This window comes from Microbacterium sp. Root553 (assembly GCF_001426995.1).
GTDB lineage: Bacteria > Actinomycetota > Actinomycetes > Actinomycetales > Microbacteriaceae > Microbacterium.
In genome coordinates, this window is sequence record NZ_LMFY01000001.1 from 2,647,668 (window position 1) to 2,667,531 (window position 19,864).

Here is a 19,864-nt window from a genome sequence, read left to right on the forward strand (position 1 = left end):
GCTGACATCCCGCTCGAGGAGCGGGATCGAGGGGTCCTCGAGATCAGCTGCGCGAGTCGCGCAGTTCCGCACCGGTCAGCGCGGCCGACAGACCACGATGTCCGCGGGTGAACGGCACCGAGATCACCGCGATCGCGACCACGAGCGCACTGACGATGGCGACGATGCCCACGACGGTCTGCAGGGCGAAGGGCACCGCCTCCGGCAGCCCGTCGAGGGCGGTCGCCGCGACATACGGCAGACCGACGACGCCGGCTCGGGCGAGGCTGCGGGCGAGCGGACGTCGACCTTCCGACCACTCCGGGGTCAGCCAGACCAGGCGTTGACCGATCGAGGCGCCCGTGGACACGACCGCGGGGATCACCAGGACCAGCACGGCGGCGCCGGCCGCGACGATCGCGGCCTCGAAGGCGTCGTCCGGCACCGACGGTCCGTCTCCGCCGGAGAGCAGCAGCTTCGGCAGCACCACGACGAGGGAGACCAGGGCGATCGCGATGTTCACCGCGACGGCGTCGAGGATCATGCCGAACCATCGGCGCCAGACGGTCACCGGTCGCGGGGTCGCACGGGTGGCCCTCAGGCTGCGGGCGCTGGGCATCCAGGCCAGCAGCACCGGAGCGAGGAGCACGCCGATCGCCGCTCCTGTCGTGTTCGCGATGAGATCGTCGACGTCTGCGACGCGATAGGCGCACTCGTACAGTCCCCATGCACCCGTGAGCTGGGTGGACTCGATGGCGAGCGAGAGCAGTGCTCCCAGCACGATGGACACCCCGGGCCCGCGGTTCCAGAACCGCCGGGCGATGAGCCCGAAGGGAACGAAGAGTGCGACATTGAGCAGCACCTGCAGTGTGGCGCGACTCGTCACGGTTCCCAGGAGGGAGAGCCCCTGGGTCTCTCTGAGGATGTCGCCGACGGAGTGGCCGGGGATCAGCTCCACGCCCCCACCGCCCGCTGCGCAGTTGGCCCGCACCTCCGGCAGAGGCAGCAGGGTGTACGCCACGAGGGCGACCGCGTAGACGCTCACTCCCGCCGCACCCAGCAGACGGCGGAAGGACAGAGCACCATAACGCCGGACTTGAACCACGAGTATCGGCACCAGGACGGCTGCGAAGATCAGGCCCCCGCCGATGATCCCGACCCACGCCTGCCACGTCCACCCCGTCATTCGGTCCATCCTAGGAGCCCGTGCCCGTACCCGCCGATATACAGGCGCGTCCGTCGGTCCTAGACTCGGTGCCACACGGCGAGCGCCGGGATTCGTGGGCGAAGGAGGACGATGATGGGCGTGATCTCCCGGGGTTTCGGCGCACGGCGACGCGAGTCGGACGACCGCCTGCCACCCGGGCAGTACCTCACCGAGGACTTCCCGGTTCTCTCGGCGGGACCCACGCCTCGCGTCTCGACCGACGCGTGGGAGTTCGCCGTCGTCGGGCTCGACGGCATCCGCCGCACCTGGTCGTGGGCGCAGCTGCACGACCTTCCCCTCGAGGACATCACCACCGACATCCATTGCGTCACCCGCTGGTCGAAGCTGGGCACGCGATGGCGTGGAGTGTCGCTCGACCACCTGCTCGCAGATGCCGGTGACGGCGACTACACGCGCGTGTTCTCCTACGGCGGGTACACCACCAACGTCCCGCGCGCCGATCTCACCGGGGGCCGGGCCTGGGTCGCCGTCGAGTTCGACGGCGAGCCGCTCGCGGCCGAGCACGGCGGCCCGGCGCGTCTGCTCGTCCCGCATCTGTACTTCTGGAAGTCCGCCAAGTGGGTGCACGGACTCGACCTGCTGGAGCAGGACGAACCGGGATTCTGGGAGCAGAACGGCTACAACATGTACGGCGACCCGTGGAAAGAGGAGCGGTACTGGTGACCTCGTCGCCGATGTGGCTGCGCGCTCGAGTCACGGAGGTTCGCCGAGCCACGCCTCACGGCCGCGTGCTCTCCCTGCAGGTCGACCGCTGGCCTGGCAATCTGGCCGGGCAGCACGTCGATGTGCGTCTGACCGCAGAAGACGGATATCAGGCGGTGCGTTCGTATTCGCTCGCGTCGTCCGGTGGTGGAGACGTGCTCGAGCTGGCGGTCGACGAAGTGCCCGACGGCGAGGTCTCGCCGTACCTGGTCGAGGATGTGCGCCCCGGCGACGAGCTGGAGGTGCGCGGTCCGATCGGTGCGTATTTCGTGTGGACACCGGAGCAGCCGGAACCCGTGCAGCTCATCGCCGGTGGGTCCGGGATCGTCCCGCTCCTCGCGATGGCGAGGGAGCACGCACGCTCGGCCTCCACGGCACCGATGCGCCTGCTGTATGCGGTGCGCTCGGCAGATGACGCCTTCTACTCGGCCGAACTCGACGGTCTCGCAGACGCGACCCTCACCGTGGACTGGGCGTACAGCCGCACAGCCCCCGCGGGCTCCCCGCGACCGGCAGGCAGGGTGGATGCGGCGACCATCGCGGCCAGCACGCTCCCCGTCTCACTGCAGCCGTCGGTCTACGTCTGCGGTCCGACCGGCTTCGTCGAGGCGGTCGCAGATCTGCTCGTCGCGGCGGGCCACTCCCCCGACCGCATCCGCACCGAGCGCTTCGGAGGTGCCTGATGGACACTACTCACCCCGGCCATCGCACGAGGGTCGACGGCAATGCCGCCGGCGGGGTCCTGCTCGAGGTCTTCGGCAGAGAGATGACGGCTGCTCGAGCTGCCTGCGCGCACTGCGATCGGGAGGCCGAGCTCGGCGACGCGGTCGCGGAGCTCGATCCGGCCGGAGTCATCCTGCTCTGCCGCGGATGCGGGCGCACGCTGCTGACGTGCCTGCGGGTCGACGGGCGGCACGTTCTCGAGGTCGGTGCTCTCGCCCGCCTGGAGTGGGCGTCCGCCGACGACTAGTTCGATCTCGACACCGGACTCAGACCAGGCCTGAGTGGCACTCGACGTCGAAGGCCTCGGGCACCTCATCCGAGTCGAACGCCGTCGTCGCGGCCGGGGTGACCGCCTGCGCACGAGCACGGATCCCGGCGGCGGCGTCGTCGTCGCCGTCGATCTGCGGAGAGAGGTCCGCCGGCGAGCATTCGCGCGCGCCTGCAAGGGGCTTGCGGCGCTATGCCGACGGCGGTAGGTGTGAATCGAGGGGAGGATGTTCAGGAGGGAAGTCTGACCATGGCGAAGTTCGTCTACGAGGCTAATCAGAAGGTCGAGATCGATGACCGCGCACTGCATCATCTGCAGGTCGTGATGACGACGAAGCTGCGACGCGGCGAGCCGTTCCTCTTCACCTGGAGGGAGGATGCCAGCGTCGGCGGAGGTCGCAGCTCCGTCTGGATCCATCCGGGGTGCAACCTCGTCTTCAAGTACGCCGGCGGCAAGGTGCCCGAGCTCAACCGTCACTGGATCGAGGCCCTCGCGTTCACCGCGAACGCACCGTCGGGCCTGTATCTGGTTCGCGAACCCGAGACCGCGGCCCCGGAGCGGGCCGCCGAGCACAGCTGAGGATCGGAGACCGGATGCCGCTCGAGGCGAGACGCGACTCGCACCCGACGAACGATCTGACAGCCGTTCTCCGCAGATTGGCCGATGCGCTCGACACGGACTACGACGTCGTCGACACCATGGACCTGCTGGTCGACGCTGCGACGCGCTTCACTCCCGCGGTCGATGCAGGGATCGTTCTCGCTGACGGTGAAGGACGACTGCATGTGCTGGGTTCGACCAGTGAGCGTGCGAGCGACGTGGAGGAGGCGGAGCTGGGCATCGAGCAGGGACCCTGCCTCGACAGCTTCCGCTCCGGACACGTCGTGGAGACGGTCGATCTGCGGGCGAGCGCCGACCGCTGGCCGGAGTTCGCACCCCTCGCGGCACGACGCGGCCTCCGCGCCGGCTACGCCGTGCCGCTCGCCCTGCGCGGTCAGCGCCTCGGTGCGCTGAACCTCTTCTTCGACAGGGTCGGCGTGCTCACCGACCAGGATGCGGCCGTGGCCCAGGCGCTCAGCGAGTTCGCGACCATCGGCCTGGTGCAGCATCGCACTCTTCGCGAGCAGACCGACCTCGCGGCACAGCTTCAGCACGCGCTCGACAGCAGGATAGTGATCGAACAGGCGAAGGGCGCGCTCTCGTATCAACGCGGTGTCTCCATCGACGAGGCCTTCACGGTCCTCAGAAGACACGCACGCTCGGCCGGCGCACGCCTGCACGATGTCGCACAGCAGATCGTCGACCGACGACTCACCCTGTGAACGGGGATCTCACGGTCCGGTGCCGGCCGCTGTCGGCTCGTCGCCCTCGGTCGGGTCGATGATCTCCTCAGTGAGACACACGCCTCCGGTGCTGCTGAGCGTCTGTGAGAGAGCCTCGATCCACCGACGGTTCAGAGACGGCGATTGCGTCTCGTCGAACACGAAGCGCAGCGGAATGGACGGATGCAGCCAGATGGTCGACCGACCGGGCGCCTCTCCGTCTTTGTGGATCCACGACAGGGTGAAGCTCTAGTTGCGGCGCAGCTTCGTCGTGAGGACGATCTTGAGATGAGCCAACGCACGATCCTCGATCAGGATCGGCGGCTGAGCGGCTCCGCAGAAGAGTCTTCCCATATATCGACGGTACGCGCCTCTGCGCCGAAACGGGAGGTGACTCTCGCGAGGGGGAGCCCTTCGCAGAGCTACGCGGGCATCGGTCCGTCGGCGAGAGTGCTGAGGAAGTCTGCGGAGGGCGCGAAGAAGGTGCTTCCGGTCGTCGCCGTGGAGAAGTCCAGGAGCCGATCGTAGGCGCCGGGAGGATCGCCGACGAACATGTTCTCGAGCATCTTCTCGATCACCCAGAGGTAGCGCGAGTATCCGATGAAGTAGGTGCCGAATGCCGACGACCCCGGGCTTCCGAAGGGCATGTTGTCGCGCAGGATGTCGTGTTCGACGCCATCCACCACGATGGTCGCGAGAGTCTTGTGGGACTTCTGCCCGACGGCAGCATCGTCCAGCTCGACATTGTCGGCCTTCTTCCGGCCGATGATCGCCTCCTGCTGTTCGGTCGTCAGCTCCTGCCACTGACCGATGTCGTGCAGATACCTCTGCACGACGACGTAGCTGCCCCCGACGTTGTCGCCGTCCTCTGCGCCCACCAGGGTCGATTCGGCGACGGCGTTCCCCACGGGGTTGGCCGTGCCGTCGACGAAGCCCAGCAGGTCGCGGACGTCGAAGTAACGGAAGCCCGAGGTCTCGTCGACCACGCTCACGGCCGGTCCGAGCACGTCGAGCAGCTGCCTCTCGAACTCGAAGACCAGATCCTGACGATTCGCTCGAATGTGGAAGAGCAGATCGCCGGGTGTGCCGGGTGCGGTGTGCACGGCACCCACCACCGGCGCGAAGGGGTGCAGCTCGGCGGGCGCCCGACGCGCCGTGAGTCGTGGCCATGCGGTGGATCCGATGCCGACCGCGCAGGACAGCATCGCATCGAGGTCGCGGAATCCCACGTTCTTCACGATGTCGTCGATGCCGCTGATCGCGTCGCGGACAGTCGCCGCGGCAGCTGCGCCGTCGGCGATCCGCAGCACGAGGAAGGTCGCGCACGTCGTCAGGGGCGCGTCGACCTTCTGGGATTCGATCGGGACTCGACGAGACGGAGAGCTGCTCACATCCTCGAACGTAGGGGATGCCGACGAGCACGGCTTCGACGCCTGTCGAACGACCGGGCGCACTCCGACGGGCACCCTTGAGTACGGGCCGGAATCCCGACATCATGATCCCGCCGGTACACCGACGACAGGAGATCCAGCATGAGGGACGTCAGTGACTTCATCCGGGAGGACGTGCCGCCGTCCGGCCCGGGCTGTCTGGACTGCGAGAAGATCGGCTCGTGGTGGCTGCATCTGCGCCGATGCGCCTTGTGCGGACACGTCGGGTGCTGCGACGACTCCCTGCACAAGCACGCGACCGCGCACGCCCACGCGAGCGGGCATCGCGTGATGCAGAGTTTCGAGCCGGGCGAGGACTGGTTCTGGGATTTCGACACCGAGACCGCATTCGAAGGCCCCCTCCTCGCTCCTCCCCGCAGCCACCCGACATCGCAGACGACACCCGGTCCGGCAGATCGGGTGCCTGCGGACTGGCAGGAGCAGCTCGCCCGGAACGCATGACCGAGAACTCTGATCTCGTGCCGCCGCTGCGTCTGATCGCCGACGGTGATGGCCGACACGACTTCGCACTGCGCGACTACCTCACCCGCAGCGAGGTGCCCTTCCTCTCGATCATGGTTCCCGCGGGAGCGACCTCCGCAGCGGGCATCGACCTGAACGGCAGACGTCTGCCCGTCATCGTCCTCGCAGACGGCTCGATCCTCGAGGATCCGACGCCCGAGGCGGTGGCGTCGGCGCTGGGGTGGGTGAAGCCTCCGACGAAGTCGACGTACGACCTGATCATCTACGGCGCGGGGCCCGCGGGACTCTCGGCAGCCGTGTACGCCGCGTCCGAGGGTCTCGCTGTGGCCGTGATCGAACGAGACGCGGTCGGCGGACAGGCCGGTTTCAGCAGCCTCATCGAGAACTATCTCGGCTTTCCCGGAGGCATCTCGGGGGCGGAGCTCGCCGACCGCGCTCGTCGGCAGGCCCTCGCCTTCGGCGCCGATCTCATCGTCATGAGGTACGGGATCGCCCGCACGTTCCGCGACCATGACGTGCGGGCACTGCTCGCGGACGGCTCGGAGATCCGTGCCCGCGCGGCGCTGACCGCGACGGGCGTGCAGTGGCGCAGGCTCGGCCTCGAGGGCGAGCAGCGCTTCGAGGGCACGGGCATCTACTACGGCGCGGGCACCAGCGAAGCAGCAGCGTGCATAGGCCAGCACGTCTACGTGGTCGGCGGCGCCAACTCGGCGGGCCAGGCCGCGATGAACCTCGCCGCTCATGTCGCGCACGTCACGGTCGTGGTCCGCGGCCCGTCGCTCTCGACGACGATGTCGGCATACCTGCTCAACCGACTCGCCGCGCAGCCGAACGTCACGATCCTCGTCCACACCCGAGTCGTCGCCGTCGACGGCGACGACCACCTGCGCACGATCGTCCTCGATCAGGACGGCGCAATCACGCGCCTCCCCGCGACCCACCTCTTCGTCTGCATCGGCGGCGCCCCCAATACGGACTGGGCCGTGACCACCGATGTGATTCTCGACAGTCGTGGATACGTGCTGACCGGCGTCGACCTCGGGTCCGACGATCTGCGACGTTGGCCGCTGGCACGCCCTCCGTACCATCTCGAGACGTCGGTGCCGGGGATCTTCGCCGCCGGCGACGTCCGTGCGAACTCCGTCAAGCGGGTCGCATCAGCCGTGGGCGAAGGAGCCATGGCCGTCACTCTCATCCATCGATATCTCGCCGACGACGGAGGCTGATCCCGCACCGGCTCAGGGCAGGGGCGTGATCCCCTGTGCTCCGCGGGGAAACGTGGCGAGCACGGCGGGGTCGATGTTCAGGTGCGCGGAGACGAGCTGCGGCGGCACGTGCGCGAGCCAGTTCGCGAGCGAGATCTCCTCGTACCTGTCGGTGCGGAACACTTCGAGGAACTGCAGCACGTCGTCACCGGTGTTCTCGATGTAGTGGCCGAGGTTCTTGCGCACGACGCCCACGTCGCCGGCGCGGAAGTCGGTCGTGTTCGCGTGCGGGCCGGTGTTGAACACGGTCATCCGGGCGGAGCCGCGCAGGTAGTACTGCCATTCGTCGGCGTTCGGGTGCCAGTGCAGCTCCCGCATCGACCCCGGCTGCACCGTCACGAGTGCGGCGGCGACCGTGCCCGAGTACGCGTAGTTGGTCGAGTCGGCGATCTGGATGCTGCCTCCGGAGTTCTCATACAGCGGCTTCGATCGCGACAACCGGAAGATGACCGGCTCCATCCCCCATTCCACGCCCGCGGCGGCCTGGTCGACCTCGAGCGCGGGTGGCTCTTCGCCGGGGAAGATCCAGAGGTTGTGCAGGGGGATGTCGGAGAACACCTCCTGGGCGACGCCGAAGTTCTTCGCGAGCACCTCGGGCGGGGTGTGGGCGAACCAGTCGGTCAGCAGCAGCGTGTTCGACTCGGACTGGTCGCCGTCGTCGAACGCGAGCACGAACTCGGCCCCGTCAGGGCCGAGGCCCTGCAGGGAGTGCGGGGTGCCGGCGGGGAAGAACCACAGGTCGCCCTCCTCCACATCCTCCACCGCGGGAAGGCCCGACCGGCTGAGGGTGGTCACCCGTGCTTTGCCCCGGGTCATGACCGCCCACTCGGCGGTCTGGTGCCAGTGCAGTTCGCGGATGCCGCCGGGCTCGAGGTACATGTTCACTCCGGCGATCTCGTCGGAGATGTGGAAGTCCTGCTTGGTGAGCTCCCGCGCCCATCCGCCGCGCTGCACCCGGCGGGGTGAGATGTTGAATGACGACCAGAAGAACGGCTGCGTGCTGATGTCCGTGGCCGGTGCGTGCATCTGATTCGGGAACTGCGACTCGATGACCTCGTTCTGCGGGCCGGTCATCGTGTTGCTCTGCGGGCGGTCGGCGATGTTCACCTCCCCCTCCTGCGGAAGGTCGGGGTCGCCGAGACTGGGCGACTCCGAGCGCGAGGCGGACCGGTCATCGTGTTCCATGTGCGTTCTCTTCTCTCTTCGCAGGTTGCGGGCGGTCTACTCGTGAGCGGGGGTGGCGCGGCGGTGATGAGGAGGCCGCGGAAGCTCCAGCAGGTGCGTGATCTCGGGTGCGGTCTCGCTCATGGCTCGTGCCTTCGCGATCACGTCGGCGTCGAACTCCGTGGTGCGCCCCTCGTGCTGGCTCACGTGCTCCCGCCAGGAGCCGACCGTGTAGGCCTCGACGACCGCCCCGGTGTCGTCGACGTCTTCGTACACGTGCCATTCCCGCGCACCGGTGCGCAGACGCGTCTGCTCGACACCGTGTATGAGCGCGAGGAACTCCTGACGCTGCTCGGGGCGCACGCGATAGCGGATGAGGACCAGCACCGCCGCGTCGTCATCGTGTCCCGGGCGCGGACGGTCGTCGATCCCCGGCACCTCCACGATCCCGCGCCCCATCCCGGCTGTCGCCGGCAGCGGCCGCACGAGCAGCGACAACCCGCCGAGCGCGCACAGCACGCCGGCTCCGACGACGACGAGACCCGGATCCGTGACCGCAGCGAGCATGCCCGCTCCCGCAGAGCCGACGGCCGTGCACCCGAAAAGCACCAGCTGATAGAACGAGAGGCCCCGGGTGCGCACCCATACGGGAAGGAAGGTCTGAATGGTCCCGTTGATGGTGGCGATCACCCCGATCCACGCGAGACCGGTCGCCACGAGCGCCGGGATGGTGATCCAGAGGGTGGGTGACACCACGAGGACGACGAGACCCGCGCCGAAGACCACCGACGAGGCGAGGACGACACCGTTGACGGCACCGACCCGGCGCGCCCACGGCAGGACGAATGCGCCGATGATCGACCCCGCTCCGAGTGCGGCCAGCAGAAGCCCGTAGCCGCTCGCGGAGAACCCCAGGGAGTTCTTGGCGATCGTCGGCAGCAGCGCCCACAGCGCGTTCGCGGGGATCAGGAAGACGGCGAGGCGGAGCAGGATGGCGCGCACGATCCGCGAATGCCGCACGTAGCGGATGCCCGCGCGTGTCGCATCGCCGAAGGGCTCCGGCCGGATCGCCGGCGGCCGGTACGTCTTCCAGAAGAACAGGACGCCCAGGAAGACGAGGAATGAGAGCGCGTTGAGCAGGAACACGGCCGCGACTCCGAACTGCGAGACCACGAGCCCGGCGACCGCCGGTCCCACGGCTCGCGCGATGTTCACGCCGATCGATGAGAGGCTCGCCGCATCGATCAGGAGCTTCGCGGGAACGATGTCGGGCACCAGCGCCTGGAATGCGGGCAGTTGGATGGCGGAGATGATGCCCAGCACGAACGTCGACGCCAACAGGATCAGCGTGGTGGTCTGTCCGACCGCCGTCAGGTAGGTCAGCCCGAGCACGACCGCGAGCTGGACGCTCTGCGACCACAGCAGGACGAGGCGACGATTGAGGAACTCGCCGATGACTCCGGCGGGGATCGCGAACAGGAGCACCGGCGCCGCCGACGCCGTCTGCACGAGCGCCACCAGCAACGGCGAGCTGTCGTCCTGCACCAGCAGCCACTGCGCGCCGACCGTCTGCATCCAGCTCCCGATGTTGCTGACGATCGACGCCAACCACACCAGACGGAAGAGAGGAAGGGCCAGCGGCGCGAACCCGGAGCGCCACCCGGCACGGGCATCGTCAGCGACGACGGCCGTGCCGCTTCTGATCATGTCCCACCTCGATCGTTCGTCCGTGTGAGACGAATCTAGGAACTGCGGCCCGTCCTGCCCTCCGACAGGAGTCGGATCACCGCCGGTGCCTTTTCTGCCTGGTTTCTTCCTGGACTGCACCGGCCGATGGGCGTTGCATGGACGTACTCGACGTCGGCGAGGTGCGACCCACCATCGCCGGAGCAGAACGATCGGTGAGCCCATCCCCCCACAGGAGCGAACCCATGACGATCAGCGATGTCACAGCCGGCCCCGTGTCTCCGACGGAGCGCGAGATCGCGCGGCAGCTCGGATCCTCTCTGAACCGTCGCGTCGTGATACCCGAGTCCGGGGCCGCGCCGTCTGACGGCGCGTCGCGAGCAGAGGTGCTCTCGGTCCCGGTGTTCGATGACGGCACGGCGGTCGCGATCATCGAGATCGACCTCGGCGACGGATCATCTCTCACAGCGAACGAGTTCGAAGCCGTCGACGCGGCATCGGCACTCGTGCGGATGGCTCGTCGGCGCACCTCGGGATCCTCACGAGCGGACCGCGAGTCCGTCATGACACACCTGCTGGACGCCGACGAATCGGTGCGTCGAGAGGCGTACGCCCGTGCGCTGCGGCAGAGGTGGGTGCACCGAGACGCGGGAACCGTCGTGCGCGCCGTGCTGATCGATGCCGCCGTCACGGAGGTCGAACGCATCGCGTTCGGTCGTCACCTCGCCCATCTGCGTCCGGTCCCCGCGCACTTCATCGCGCTCGAGGCCGGCATGGTCGTCCTCGTCGGGCAGCCCTCCGACGGCGACCTCACCGACGAGCTGCTGCGCGAGGCGACCAGACGCGGGTTGCGCATTCTCGGAATCGGCTCGGCCTCCCCGGCGACCGGCGACGGAGACCTGCGCAGCGCGGCGGACGAGGCGGCGATCGCGGCGTCCCTCGCGGCCGCACTCCCCCAGTTCCACCCGTCCGTCGACGCGAGCGAACTCGGCGGATGGCGGCTGCTCGCCACCGCATCCGCCGACCCCGGCGCACTCCGGATCATCTCGCCGGCCGCGCACTTCCTCTACTCGCAGACCGACGACAGTCAGCGCCTGACGGTCGAGACGTATCTCGACGTCGGCGCCAACGTGGTCGCCGCGTGTCAGATCCTCTTCCTCCATCGCACGACCCTCTACTACCGGCTCGATCGAATGCCCCCGGTCGTGAAAGACGCGCTCGATGACGGCGTGAAACGCAGCACCCTGCACCTGGCGCTGAAGCTCATCCGTCTCTGGGAATCGACCGGCCGATTGTGAGGACGCACCCGGCTGCGCCGATCATGCCGGCGACGAGTCCGCTGCGGACGACCCCGGCGTGCCGACCAACGACACCTCCCGGCGCACTCGGGCGAAGATGAACGCCTCGCTGCTGCCGGGACCCAGAAGGCGCAGCGCTTCATCCGCCTCAGCGATCGCGGCCTCGCCCTCGCCCGCCTGGATGAGCGCTCGGATGTGCCGGCGCATCATCAGCAGAACGCGGGTGTCGTCCTTCAGCTCGCGAGCGATGGCGATGCCCAGCTCTCCGATGCGCATCGCATCCTGCAGCCGTCCGACCGCGCAGTAGGCGTCGATCAGATCCAGACACGCCGCGAACTGGGTGACGATGCTGGTGAGGGTGTCGGCGGTCTCGGTGGAACGCACCCGGCGGAGAGTGGCCTCCGTGGCCTCGATCGCCTCGAGGTACTGCCCACGCTTGCCCTTGACCATGGACGACAGCACCAGGGCATTCTCCAGACCCGTCGTCTCTCCCGCGGTGCGAAACGCCTCGGCGGCCGCGAGAGCCGCCGCATCCGCGTCGACGAGGCGATCCACGCCCATGCTCGCCCAGCCGATGTAGTACTGGGCCCAGCCCTCCTGCGCGGAGTCCCCGGCGCGCAGCGCTGCGGCCAGCGCGGCACGCGCGGTGACGACCGCCTGCTCCCGGTCCCCCACCTCGACGATCTCGGCCCAGGCGACATATCCGAGCTGTGCGGCCTCTTTGCCGGGATCCTCGAGGCGCCGCGCCGCGCTCGCCGCGAGCGAGTAGAACCGGTGCCAGTTGCCCCACGGCATCCAGATGTCCGAGTACCAGTGCAGCGCGTCGGCGACGTCGCAGACCGTCTCGTCCTCGCCGAGCTGCGCGGCCTCCGTGTAGGCCGGCCACCAGTGCTCGGCCTCGGCGCGGATCCACTCCGCCGCGGCCTCGGCATCGGCGAATCCGCGCCCCGTGCGAGCGAGCGTCGTCGGTTCCCTGTTCGGCTCGTACCACGCGCCGGCGCGTTCGAGACTGCCGAGCAGCCATGACCGCATGTGGTCGCGGCGACGCGACACCTCGTCCGCGCCCACCGAGGCATGCAGCTTGCTCCGCCCGAACAGGCGCATCAGGTCATGCAGACGGTAGCGGTCTCCGCCGCCCGCTTCGAGCATCCCGAGATCGGTGAGGTCGTCGAGCCGCGCCTCCACCTCCGAGAGATCGGAAGAGCGCACCGTCGCCGCGGCGAGGTGCGCACCGAACGTCCTCCCGTCGATCAGCGAGATCCAGCGGAACAGCGCAGCCGTGCGCGGGTCGAGCTCGTCGTAGGAGAGCGAGATGGCCGCCTCGACCGCCAGGTCACCGGCGACCAGAAGGCGCAGTCGATCCTCCGACGTCCGCAGCCGTCGGAGCAGGTCGGCGACGGTCCAGGCGGGCCGACTGGCGATGCGGTTGCCCACGACCCGCAGCGCGAGCGGCACGTCGTCGCAGAGACCCGCCACCTCGTCGAGAGCTTCATCGTCTTCGACAGCCTGCGGGATCAGGCGGTGCAGAAAGGTGATGCTCTCTGCTCGACGGAGCGGACCGAGACGCACCCGCTGCACGCCCTCGAGCCCGGCCAGGCTCCGCCGGGACGTCACGACGACGACATCGCCGGCGCAGATCGAGAGGATCGGGCGGATCTGGGCTTCGTTCGCGACGTTGTCGAGCAGCACCGAGACCGCGGAGTGGTCCACGGCGGACCGCCACCGGGTCCGGGCGTCTGCAAGATCCGCGGGCGGCCTCTGCTCGGCCCCGGGAAGCTGACGCAGCAGAGCGGTCATCACCTGCAGCGGTGTGAGGGGCGAGGCGCCGTATCCGTCGAGTCCGAGGAACACCACCGGAAGCCCGGTCGACGCTCGTGCGCGCTCGAGGATCTCGATCGCCACGGTCGTCTTGCCGATGCCCGGCGCTCCGCTGATGATCAGCGCCGGACGCTGGGTGCCCGCGGGCACCTGCCCGCAGAGGACCGCCAGCGCCTCATCGATCTCGGCGTCGCGACCCGAGAAGTCGAACACACGGTGCGGCGATATCGCTCCGTGCCCCTCGACCGGCAGCGGGGCACGCGGGCGGGCACGGGCCGCTCGCAGGAACGCGTGCCGATCCGCGGCATCGAGGCCGAGCCCGTCGGCCAGCGCGTCGACGGTGCGTCGCTGCGGAGACGCGCTCGCGCCCCGCTCGAGGTCGCCGATCGTTCGCACGCTCACCCCCGACTGGGCGGCGAGCGCTTCGAGGGTCAGGTTGTGCCCCACTCGCAACGACCGCAGCAGCCGTCCGAAGGGTGAAGGTTCGATCACGACATCCGCCTCTCGCTGGGTTCAGCTTGGCAGGTCTTTTCGGATCGGAGGCGGCGTGCCTGTCACAGTGCAGTGTCGGAGCGTATCGGCGCGACGATCACTGCGCAACGCGCGGCGCCGGATCGAGGCCAGCGCGGCGCATCACCGTCGCCGCCGAGACCGTCGCGACGAGGACGACCGAGATGAACACGAGGAGCACGGTCGTCTGGGAGGCGAAGGTGAGGATCACGCCGATCGCGAGCACCGGCAGAGCGAGCCCGCAGTACGCGATGAGAAAGATCAGAGCGAGAGTCTCGCCGCGGCGCCCCGGCTCGGCGAGTCCCGCGGCTGTGGCCACCGACGATTTGAACAGCAGCCCCACGCCGACACCCGCGACGATGCCCCCTCCGATGAAGACCGCGAGCGACGGCACCAGAGTCCCCACGGCGACGGCGACGAGGCCCAGGGCGCAGCAGACCGCCGCGATCGTGAGCTGCATTCTCAGCGGCAGACGCGCGAGCACCACCTGGCCCGTGGCCGCGGCGGCGAACACCGAGCATGCGGTCAGGCCGGCGACGAGGTGGTCGTGCTCGTCGAAGGTGCTGACGAGGATGGTCGGCGCGAGCGATGTGAACAGTCCGAAGAGCGCGAAGCCCGCGAAGGCGCCGAAACCTGCGGCGACGAACGCCGACCGCGAGCGTGGCGGCGCGGCGATGCGCTGGGGTCGATACCGTCGCGGCTCCTCTGGGGGCGTCACGGTCTCGGGCACGCAGGCGACGGCGATCGCCGCCACGAGCAGCACGATGAGGAACACCGCGTGCGGCAGCATCAGCGGCGCGGGCAGGAACTCGGCGAACAGACCGCCGACCAGGGGCCCGAATGCCAGCCCGCCGAGGTTCGCCGCACCGGCGACGGACGCCGCCACGATGACGTGCTCGTCGGGCCTCGCCTGCGCACGCAGCTCTCCCAGATGGGCGGTGGCGGTGGCGGTGAGGATGCCGACGCTCGCGCCGTTCACCAGCCGCGCTGCGAGAAGACCCGGCACGTCGTGCCACAGCAGGAACAGCACGGCGCTGAGCGCCGCGATGAGGATCGCGATCACCAGCATCCGCCGCCGCCCCATCCAGTCGCTCACGTGTCCGAGCAGGAAGAGGCTGAGGACGACGCCGACCGCGAACGCGGCGAAGATCATCGTGATGACCGAGACGGGGAACCCGTCGGCCTGCTGGTAGAGCGGATACAGCGGTGTGGGCACGGTCGCGTAAGCCATGACGAGCAGGAAGGCGCACGCGACGACCCAGAATCCCGCACCGTGCGAGATGCGAGCGTTCGACATGTGGAGACGCTACCGCGCGAGCGCCGGTCGGGCCCGAACAGATGTCGAACATCTGCGCGACGCATCCTGGACAGATGTCGAGGTGCCGGCTCGGGGCCGCGAGTTATCGTGGGCGCGCTCCCACGATGCAGACGTGGGGCGATCGACAGTCGTCCGGAGCGGTTCGGGCGACAGAAACCTGGAGGCTGATCATGGCGTTCGTGACCACGGATGATGGCGCAGAGATCTACTACAAGGACTGGGGCAGCCCCGACGCGCAGCCCATCATGTTCCACCACGGTTGGCCGCTCTCGTCGGACGACTGGGACACCCAGATGCTGTACTTCCTCGACAAGGGCTACCGCGTCGTGGCCAGCGACCGCCGCGGGCACGGTCGGTCGTCGCAGATCGGCACCGGTCACGACATGGACCACTACGCCAGTGACGCCTCGGCGGTGGTCGAGCACCTCGACCTCCACGACGCGATCCACATCGGGCACTCGACGGGTGGCGGGCAGGTCGCACGGTATGTGGCGAAGTTCGGGCAGCCGCAGGGACGCGTCGCCAAGGCCGTGCTCGTCTCTTCCGTGCCTCCGCTGATGGTGCAGACCGACGGCAACCCCGACGGCCTTCCGCTGTCGGTGTTCGACGGCTTCCGGGACGGCCTGGCGGCCAACCGCGCCGAGTTCTTCCAGGCGGTGGCGTCCGGACCCTTCTACGGATTCAACCGTGAGGGCGTGGAGCTCTCCGAACCCGTCGTCGCCAACTGGTGGCGTCAGGGGATGACGGGCAGCGCGCTCGCTCACTACGCCGGCATCAAGGCCTTCTCCGAGACCGATCAGACCGACGATCTCACGGCGATCACCGTGCCCGTGCTCGTGCTCCAGGGCGACGACGACCAGATCGTCCCGTACAAGGACGCCGCGCTGAAGCAGCACGAGCTGCTCAGCGACTCGACCCTCAAGATCTACGAGGGATTCCCGCACGGCATGCTGACCACGCATGCGGATGTCATCAACCCCGACATCCTCGCCTTCATCCAGCAGTAGCCGCGAGGCTGTCGCGTGACGGCGCACCCGACGTTCGGCGTTCGGGTGCGCCGTCACCGTGCGGCACGAGGTGCGCTACGCCGTGCGGTACGAGGTGCGCTACGACTGCTCCTCGATGGCGCGGATGACGCGAGCCGGTGAGCCGACGGCGATGACCCCGCGGGGGATGTCCTTGGTGACGACGGAGCCGGCGCCGATGACGGAGTCGTCGCCGATGGTCACCCCGGGAAGGACGGTGACGTTGGCGCCCAGCCAGACGTTGCTGCCGATGACGACCGGTGAGGGGATGAGGTCGGCTCGTCGGCTGGGCTGCAGGCCGTGCTGAAGGGTCGCGATGACGGCGTTGTGGCCGATGAGGCTGTCGTCGCCGATCGAGATGCCGCCCTGGTCCTGGAATCGGCAGCCGGAGTTGATGAAGACGCGTCTGCCGAGCGTGATGTTCTTGCCGAAGTCGGCGGTGAACGGCGGGAAGAGCGTCACCGTCTCATCGATGTCCGCGCCGGTCAGCTCTGCGAGGAGCTCTCGGACACGGGCGGGCGGGTGATAGCCGCTGTTCAGCTCACCGGCGATGCGGAGGGCTTCCTGGCTGGTCTCATGCATGACCGCGTGTCCCGGGGAGTTGCCGGTGATGGTCTCCCCCGCGTTCAGGGCGGCGAGGAGGTCGGTGAGAGTCATGGGGGTCTCCACGGTCGAGGGAACGGCGTGATCGGGTGCGGTCATTCGGGCGGCCTCACGGATGCGGGAGCCGTGGCCGACCAGCTCGCGAGCAGCTGGAGTCGTTCTGCCGAGGGCGATCCCGGTTCGGCGGTGTAGATGAGCAGGCTGAGGCCGTCATCGGCCGTGACGGTGAGCTCTTCGTACACGAGGGTGAGGTCGCCGACGATCGGGTGACGGAAGCGCTTGGTGCCTGACCCGTGCGTCCTCACGTCGTGTGCGGACCAGAGCCGGGCGAACGTGTCGCTTCGGGTGGTGAGCTCGCCGACCAGATCCTGGAGGACGCGGTCGTGCGGGTGTCGTCCGGCTTCGACGCGCATGATGCCGACGCACATCCGGGCGAACAGGTCCCAGTCGGGGTAGAAGTCGCGCGATGCGGGGTCGAGGAACTGGAAGCGCGCCAGATTCGGTGTCCTCCCGCCCGCGCCGATCACGGGTGCGTAGAACGCTGCGCCGAGCGTATTCGTGGCGACGAGGTTCTGGTGGCGGTCGCGGACGAACGCGGGGCCGCCGGTGATCGCGTGGAGGGTGTGCTGCAATGCCGGGCGGGCGGGCTGCTGCGTCGTGGCGCGCCGACGGTTGCGCCCCGACGTCGGGATGCCGTCGGCCGCGCGAGCGAGGTCGAACAGGTGCATCCGCTCGGTCTCATCGAGGAGCAGAGCCCGGGCGAGTGACTCGAGCACGGCGGAAGACGCGCCCGCGATGTCCCCGCGTTCGAGCTTGGCGTAGTAGTCGACGCTCACGTCGGCGAGCATCGCGACCTCGGATCGGCGGAGACCTGCGACGCGTCGATTCGTTCCGGCGACCATCCCGACATCGGCGGGTGAGAGCCGCGCGCGTCGCGTCATGAGGAACTCGCGCACCTCGGCTCTGTTGTCCATGCGCTCCACCGTACGACGGTCCGAGCGGGTGAAGGATGCCCCCTCAGTACACCTCTCGCCGGAGAACCCTGCTCGCCCCTGGTCGAAGACCGAGCGGTGCGCGCCTCGGTAGGGTGGTCGCATGACTGCATGGAGCCGCTACCTGCGGGGAGTCGCCCTGGTTCTCGGGATCGCCGGACTGCTGTTCGGGGAACGACTTCCCGTGTGGTGGAGCCCTGCGTCAGTGGTCTTCATGGTGCTCGCAGCCGGCGTGTTCTCGGCGTGCACCATTCGCGACCACCGACGCACGCGCTCGCGCGGGTGAACGGGAGTGAGGATCGCGATCCCGAGACTCGGTCGCGGTGGCTGACGCCCCTGGTCTTCGGGATCGCGGTGTTCCTGGGACTCTGGGTGACCGTCACGCCCGACGCTGCGAGTGGACGCGGGGCTCAGCTCGCATGGGGCGCGATCGCCGTCACCGGCCTCATGGTCGGATCGCGTCTGCCGGTCCTCGCGGTGGTCGTCACCGCAGCGGCGACCTCTTTCGCGTGGCTGGTCGGAGTGACTGCCGATCCGTTCGTGTTGACAGGATTCGCGGTGTTCAGGCTTGCCGAGATGCGTGGAGGACGCAGGTTTCCGTGGTGGATGTTCGCCGGTGCGTTCGTCGTGGTGGTCGCGTCCGCGATCCTCTCTGTCGAGGACACCGAAGATCGCGCTCGGGGGATGCTGCTGAGTGCACTGGTGCTGTCCGTCGCGTGGGTGCTGGGCGCGCGGACACGAGAGGTCCGGCGCGAGGCCGCAGCGCGGTCGCGGGCGGAGGAGCGACTTCGTCTGGCACGCGATGTGCACGATGTGCTGTCTCACTCTCTGGGTACGATCGGCGTGCATGCGGGTGTCGCCGCCCACGTCACCGCACTCGGCGCCGACGAACTGCGCGAAGCGCTCCGCGGTATCGAGAGCGATGCGCGGTCCTCGCTGTCCGAGTTGAGCACCCTCCTGAGGCGGGAGCGGTCGGACCTCGAGCCGGACGACGTGGTGTCGAGCCCCCTCTCCTCGCTGCTTGCGGGCGTTGCTCGGACGGCTGAGAAGGCCGGTCTGTCCGTGCACCTCGACGTGGGAGACGACATCGATGCGCTTCCCGCCGATGTGCGGACGACACTGCTCCGGATCGTTCAGGAGGCGCTGACGAACGTCGTCCGCCATGCCTCGGCGTCCTCTGTGACTGTGGGGCTCCGCATCTCCTCCGACGAGGTGACGATCGGCGTCGCGGATGACGGCCAGGGCGCACGGGGCGAGATCAGCCTCGGGAACGGCTTGACCGGTGTGCGCGAGAGAGCCGTGCTGCTGGGTGGCAGAGCAGATTTCACCTCCTCGACCTCCGGATTCACGGTGTCCGCGACGGTGCCGCTGCGAAGACGCTCGGCGGGAGTCCGCGGATGACGCCGATCAGGGTGCTGATCGCCGATGATGAGCCGTCGATCCGCTCTTCGCTTCGGATGCTGATCGACAGCGACACCGACATGGAGGTCGTCGGCGAGTCCGCCGACGGTGAGGCCGCGGTCGAGAGCACCGCGCGCCTGCGTCCCGATGTCGTGCTGATGGACGTGCAGATGCCGCGGATGACGGGGCTGGAAGCCACCCGCATCATGGTCGCTCACGCAGGCGGGCCGCGGGTGATCGTGCTCACGATGTTCGACCTGGACGAGTACCTGTACGAGGCCCTGCGTGCCGGCGCGTCGGGGTTCCTGTTGAAGAACAGTCCTCCCGGCGAGGTGCTGCACGCGATCCGCGTCGCACATGAGGGCAACGCGCTGCTCGCCCCGGAGGTGACGAAGCGCGTGATCGGACGCTTCGCTCCTCTGCGCGAGGACCATCGCCTCGAGCACCTCACGGCGCGGGAACGCGAGACGCTGACGCTCATCGGGCGAGGCAGATCGAATGCGGAGATCGCGGCCGAACTGTTCGTCACCGTGACGACGGTGCGCACGTACGTGAGCCGCATCCTCACGAAGCTCCAGACCCGCGACCGCGCGGGGCTCGTCGTGATCGCCTACGAGAACGGCTTGGTGACTCCCGCATCCTGATGATG

20 protein-coding genes and 1 pseudogene are annotated in these 19,864 nt (G+C 68.7%); 12 read left to right on the forward strand and 9 right to left on the reverse strand.

Annotated features, from left to right (window positions below):
• Positions 1-43 precede the first annotated feature (43 nt).
• Complete coding sequence (locus ASD43_RS12415) at positions 44-1,165, reverse strand: VanZ family protein (RefSeq protein ID WP_056417991.1); 1,122 nt, start codon at positions 1,163-1,165, stop codon at positions 44-46.
• A gap of 114 nt (positions 1,166-1,279) precedes the next feature.
• Here ASD43_RS12415 and ASD43_RS12420 point away from each other — a divergent pair, with 114 nt between their 5' ends.
• The 5 genes from ASD43_RS12420 (at position 1,280) to ASD43_RS12440 (ending at position 4,222) form a co-directional block, all read left to right on the forward strand.
• Positions 1,280-1,870 (forward strand): molybdopterin-dependent oxidoreductase, encoded by a 591-nt coding sequence (locus ASD43_RS12420; RefSeq protein WP_056417994.1) that lies wholly within the window; start codon positions 1,280-1,282, stop codon positions 1,868-1,870.
• Positions 1,867-2,592 (forward strand): ferredoxin reductase, encoded by a 726-nt coding sequence (locus tag ASD43_RS12425; RefSeq protein ID WP_235564127.1) that lies wholly within the window; start codon positions 1,867-1,869, stop codon positions 2,590-2,592. The genes ASD43_RS12420 and ASD43_RS12425 overlap by 4 nt, the downstream gene beginning before the upstream one ends.
• Positions 2,592-2,879: a DUF6510 family protein gene (locus tag ASD43_RS12430; protein ID WP_056417997.1), complete on the forward strand. Its 288-nt coding sequence runs from the start codon at positions 2,592-2,594 to the stop codon at positions 2,877-2,879. The genes ASD43_RS12425 and ASD43_RS12430 overlap by 1 nt, the downstream gene beginning before the upstream one ends.
• A 270-nt stretch (positions 2,880-3,149) precedes the next feature.
• Positions 3,150-3,479, forward strand: coding sequence for a DUF7882 family protein (locus tag ASD43_RS12435; protein WP_045254521.1), 330 nt, complete (start codon positions 3,150-3,152; stop codon positions 3,477-3,479).
• 14 nt (positions 3,480-3,493) lie between these two features.
• Entirely contained in the window at positions 3,494-4,222 is a 729-nt protein-coding gene (locus ASD43_RS12440) for a GAF and ANTAR domain-containing protein (protein WP_056418000.1), read from the forward strand.
• 9 nt (positions 4,223-4,231) lie between these two features.
• Here the strand turns inward: ASD43_RS12440 and ASD43_RS17700 are convergent.
• Positions 4,232-4,576 (reverse strand): annotated as a pseudogene (locus ASD43_RS17700) (DUF7882 family protein).
• Positions 4,577-4,644: 68 nt separating this feature from the next.
• Positions 4,645-5,613, reverse strand: coding sequence for a Dyp-type peroxidase (locus ASD43_RS12450; protein WP_056418003.1), 969 nt, complete (start codon positions 5,611-5,613; stop codon positions 4,645-4,647).
• 141 nt (positions 5,614-5,754) lie between these two features.
• On the opposite strand from ASD43_RS12450, the gene ASD43_RS12455 reads away from it, so the two are divergent.
• Together ASD43_RS12455 and ASD43_RS12460 are read left to right on the forward strand one after the other, a co-directional pair.
• The gene (locus ASD43_RS12455; RefSeq protein WP_056418006.1) at positions 5,755-6,114 is read left to right on the forward strand and encodes a UBP-type zinc finger domain-containing protein; all 360 of its coding nucleotides are present in this window, start codon (positions 5,755-5,757) and stop codon (positions 6,112-6,114) included.
• On the forward strand, positions 6,111-7,361 hold the full coding sequence (locus ASD43_RS12460) for an NAD(P)/FAD-dependent oxidoreductase (RefSeq protein WP_056418009.1): 1,251 nt from the start codon (positions 6,111-6,113) through the stop codon (positions 7,359-7,361). Before ASD43_RS12455 ends, ASD43_RS12460 begins: the two co-directional genes overlap by 4 nt.
• Before the next feature lie 12 nt (positions 7,362-7,373).
• On the opposite strand, the gene ASD43_RS12465 is transcribed toward ASD43_RS12460, so the two are convergent.
• Both ASD43_RS12465 and ASD43_RS12470 read right to left on the reverse strand, forming a co-directional pair.
• Positions 7,374-8,585: a cupin domain-containing protein gene (locus ASD43_RS12465; RefSeq protein ID WP_045254527.1), complete on the reverse strand. Its 1,212-nt coding sequence runs from the start codon at positions 8,583-8,585 to the stop codon at positions 7,374-7,376.
• A 36-nt stretch (positions 8,586-8,621) separates the two neighbouring features.
• Positions 8,622-10,271: an MFS transporter gene (locus tag ASD43_RS12470; protein WP_056418010.1), complete on the reverse strand. Its 1,650-nt coding sequence runs from the start codon at positions 10,269-10,271 to the stop codon at positions 8,622-8,624.
• 224 nt (positions 10,272-10,495) lie between these two features.
• On the opposite strand from ASD43_RS12470, the gene ASD43_RS12475 reads away from it, so the two are divergent.
• The gene (locus tag ASD43_RS12475) at positions 10,496-11,548 is read left to right on the forward strand and encodes a helix-turn-helix domain-containing protein (RefSeq protein ID WP_056418013.1); all 1,053 of its coding nucleotides are present in this window, start codon (positions 10,496-10,498) and stop codon (positions 11,546-11,548) included.
• 21 nt (positions 11,549-11,569) lie between these two features.
• On the opposite strand, the gene ASD43_RS12480 is transcribed toward ASD43_RS12475, so the two are convergent.
• Together ASD43_RS12480 and ASD43_RS12485 are read right to left on the reverse strand one after the other, a co-directional pair.
• A complete protein-coding gene (locus tag ASD43_RS12480; protein ID WP_056418015.1) occupies positions 11,570-13,858 on the reverse strand; it encodes a helix-turn-helix domain-containing protein in 2,289 nt (762 codons plus the stop codon).
• A gap of 97 nt (positions 13,859-13,955) precedes the next feature.
• A complete protein-coding gene (locus ASD43_RS12485; protein ID WP_056418020.1) occupies positions 13,956-15,173 on the reverse strand; it encodes an MFS transporter in 1,218 nt (405 codons plus the stop codon).
• Positions 15,174-15,364: 191 nt separating this feature from the next.
• On the opposite strand from ASD43_RS12485, the gene ASD43_RS12490 reads away from it, so the two are divergent.
• Positions 15,365-16,201, forward strand: a complete 837-nt coding sequence (locus tag ASD43_RS12490; protein ID WP_056418023.1) for an alpha/beta fold hydrolase — start codon at positions 15,365-15,367, stop codon at positions 16,199-16,201.
• Positions 16,202-16,300: 99 nt separating this feature from the next.
• On the opposite strand, the gene ASD43_RS12495 is transcribed toward ASD43_RS12490, so the two are convergent.
• Positions 16,301-16,876, reverse strand: a complete 576-nt coding sequence (locus ASD43_RS12495; RefSeq protein WP_056419613.1) for a sugar O-acetyltransferase — start codon at positions 16,874-16,876, stop codon at positions 16,301-16,303.
• 41 nt (positions 16,877-16,917) lie between these two features.
• Positions 16,918-17,796: a helix-turn-helix transcriptional regulator gene (locus ASD43_RS12500; RefSeq protein ID WP_056418026.1), complete on the reverse strand. Its 879-nt coding sequence runs from the start codon at positions 17,794-17,796 to the stop codon at positions 16,918-16,920.
• Between the two features lie 121 nt (positions 17,797-17,917).
• On the opposite strand from ASD43_RS12500, the gene ASD43_RS17320 reads away from it, so the two are divergent.
• The 3 genes from ASD43_RS17320 to ASD43_RS12515 are packed head-to-tail and all read left to right on the forward strand — an operon-like array spanning position 17,918 to position 19,859.
• Positions 17,918-18,100 carry a hypothetical protein gene (locus ASD43_RS17320; protein WP_056418029.1) on the forward strand — a complete coding sequence of 61 codons (183 nt, stop codon included), beginning with the start codon at positions 17,918-17,920 and terminating at the stop codon, positions 18,098-18,100.
• A complete protein-coding gene (locus tag ASD43_RS12510) occupies positions 18,097-19,215 on the forward strand; it encodes a sensor histidine kinase (protein ID WP_056418032.1) in 1,119 nt (372 codons plus the stop codon). The genes ASD43_RS17320 and ASD43_RS12510 overlap by 4 nt, the downstream gene beginning before the upstream one ends.
• The gene (locus tag ASD43_RS12515; RefSeq protein WP_056418036.1) at positions 19,212-19,859 is read left to right on the forward strand and encodes a response regulator transcription factor; all 648 of its coding nucleotides are present in this window, start codon (positions 19,212-19,214) and stop codon (positions 19,857-19,859) included. The genes ASD43_RS12510 and ASD43_RS12515 overlap by 4 nt, the downstream gene beginning before the upstream one ends.
• Positions 19,860-19,864: the final 5 nt, after the last annotated feature.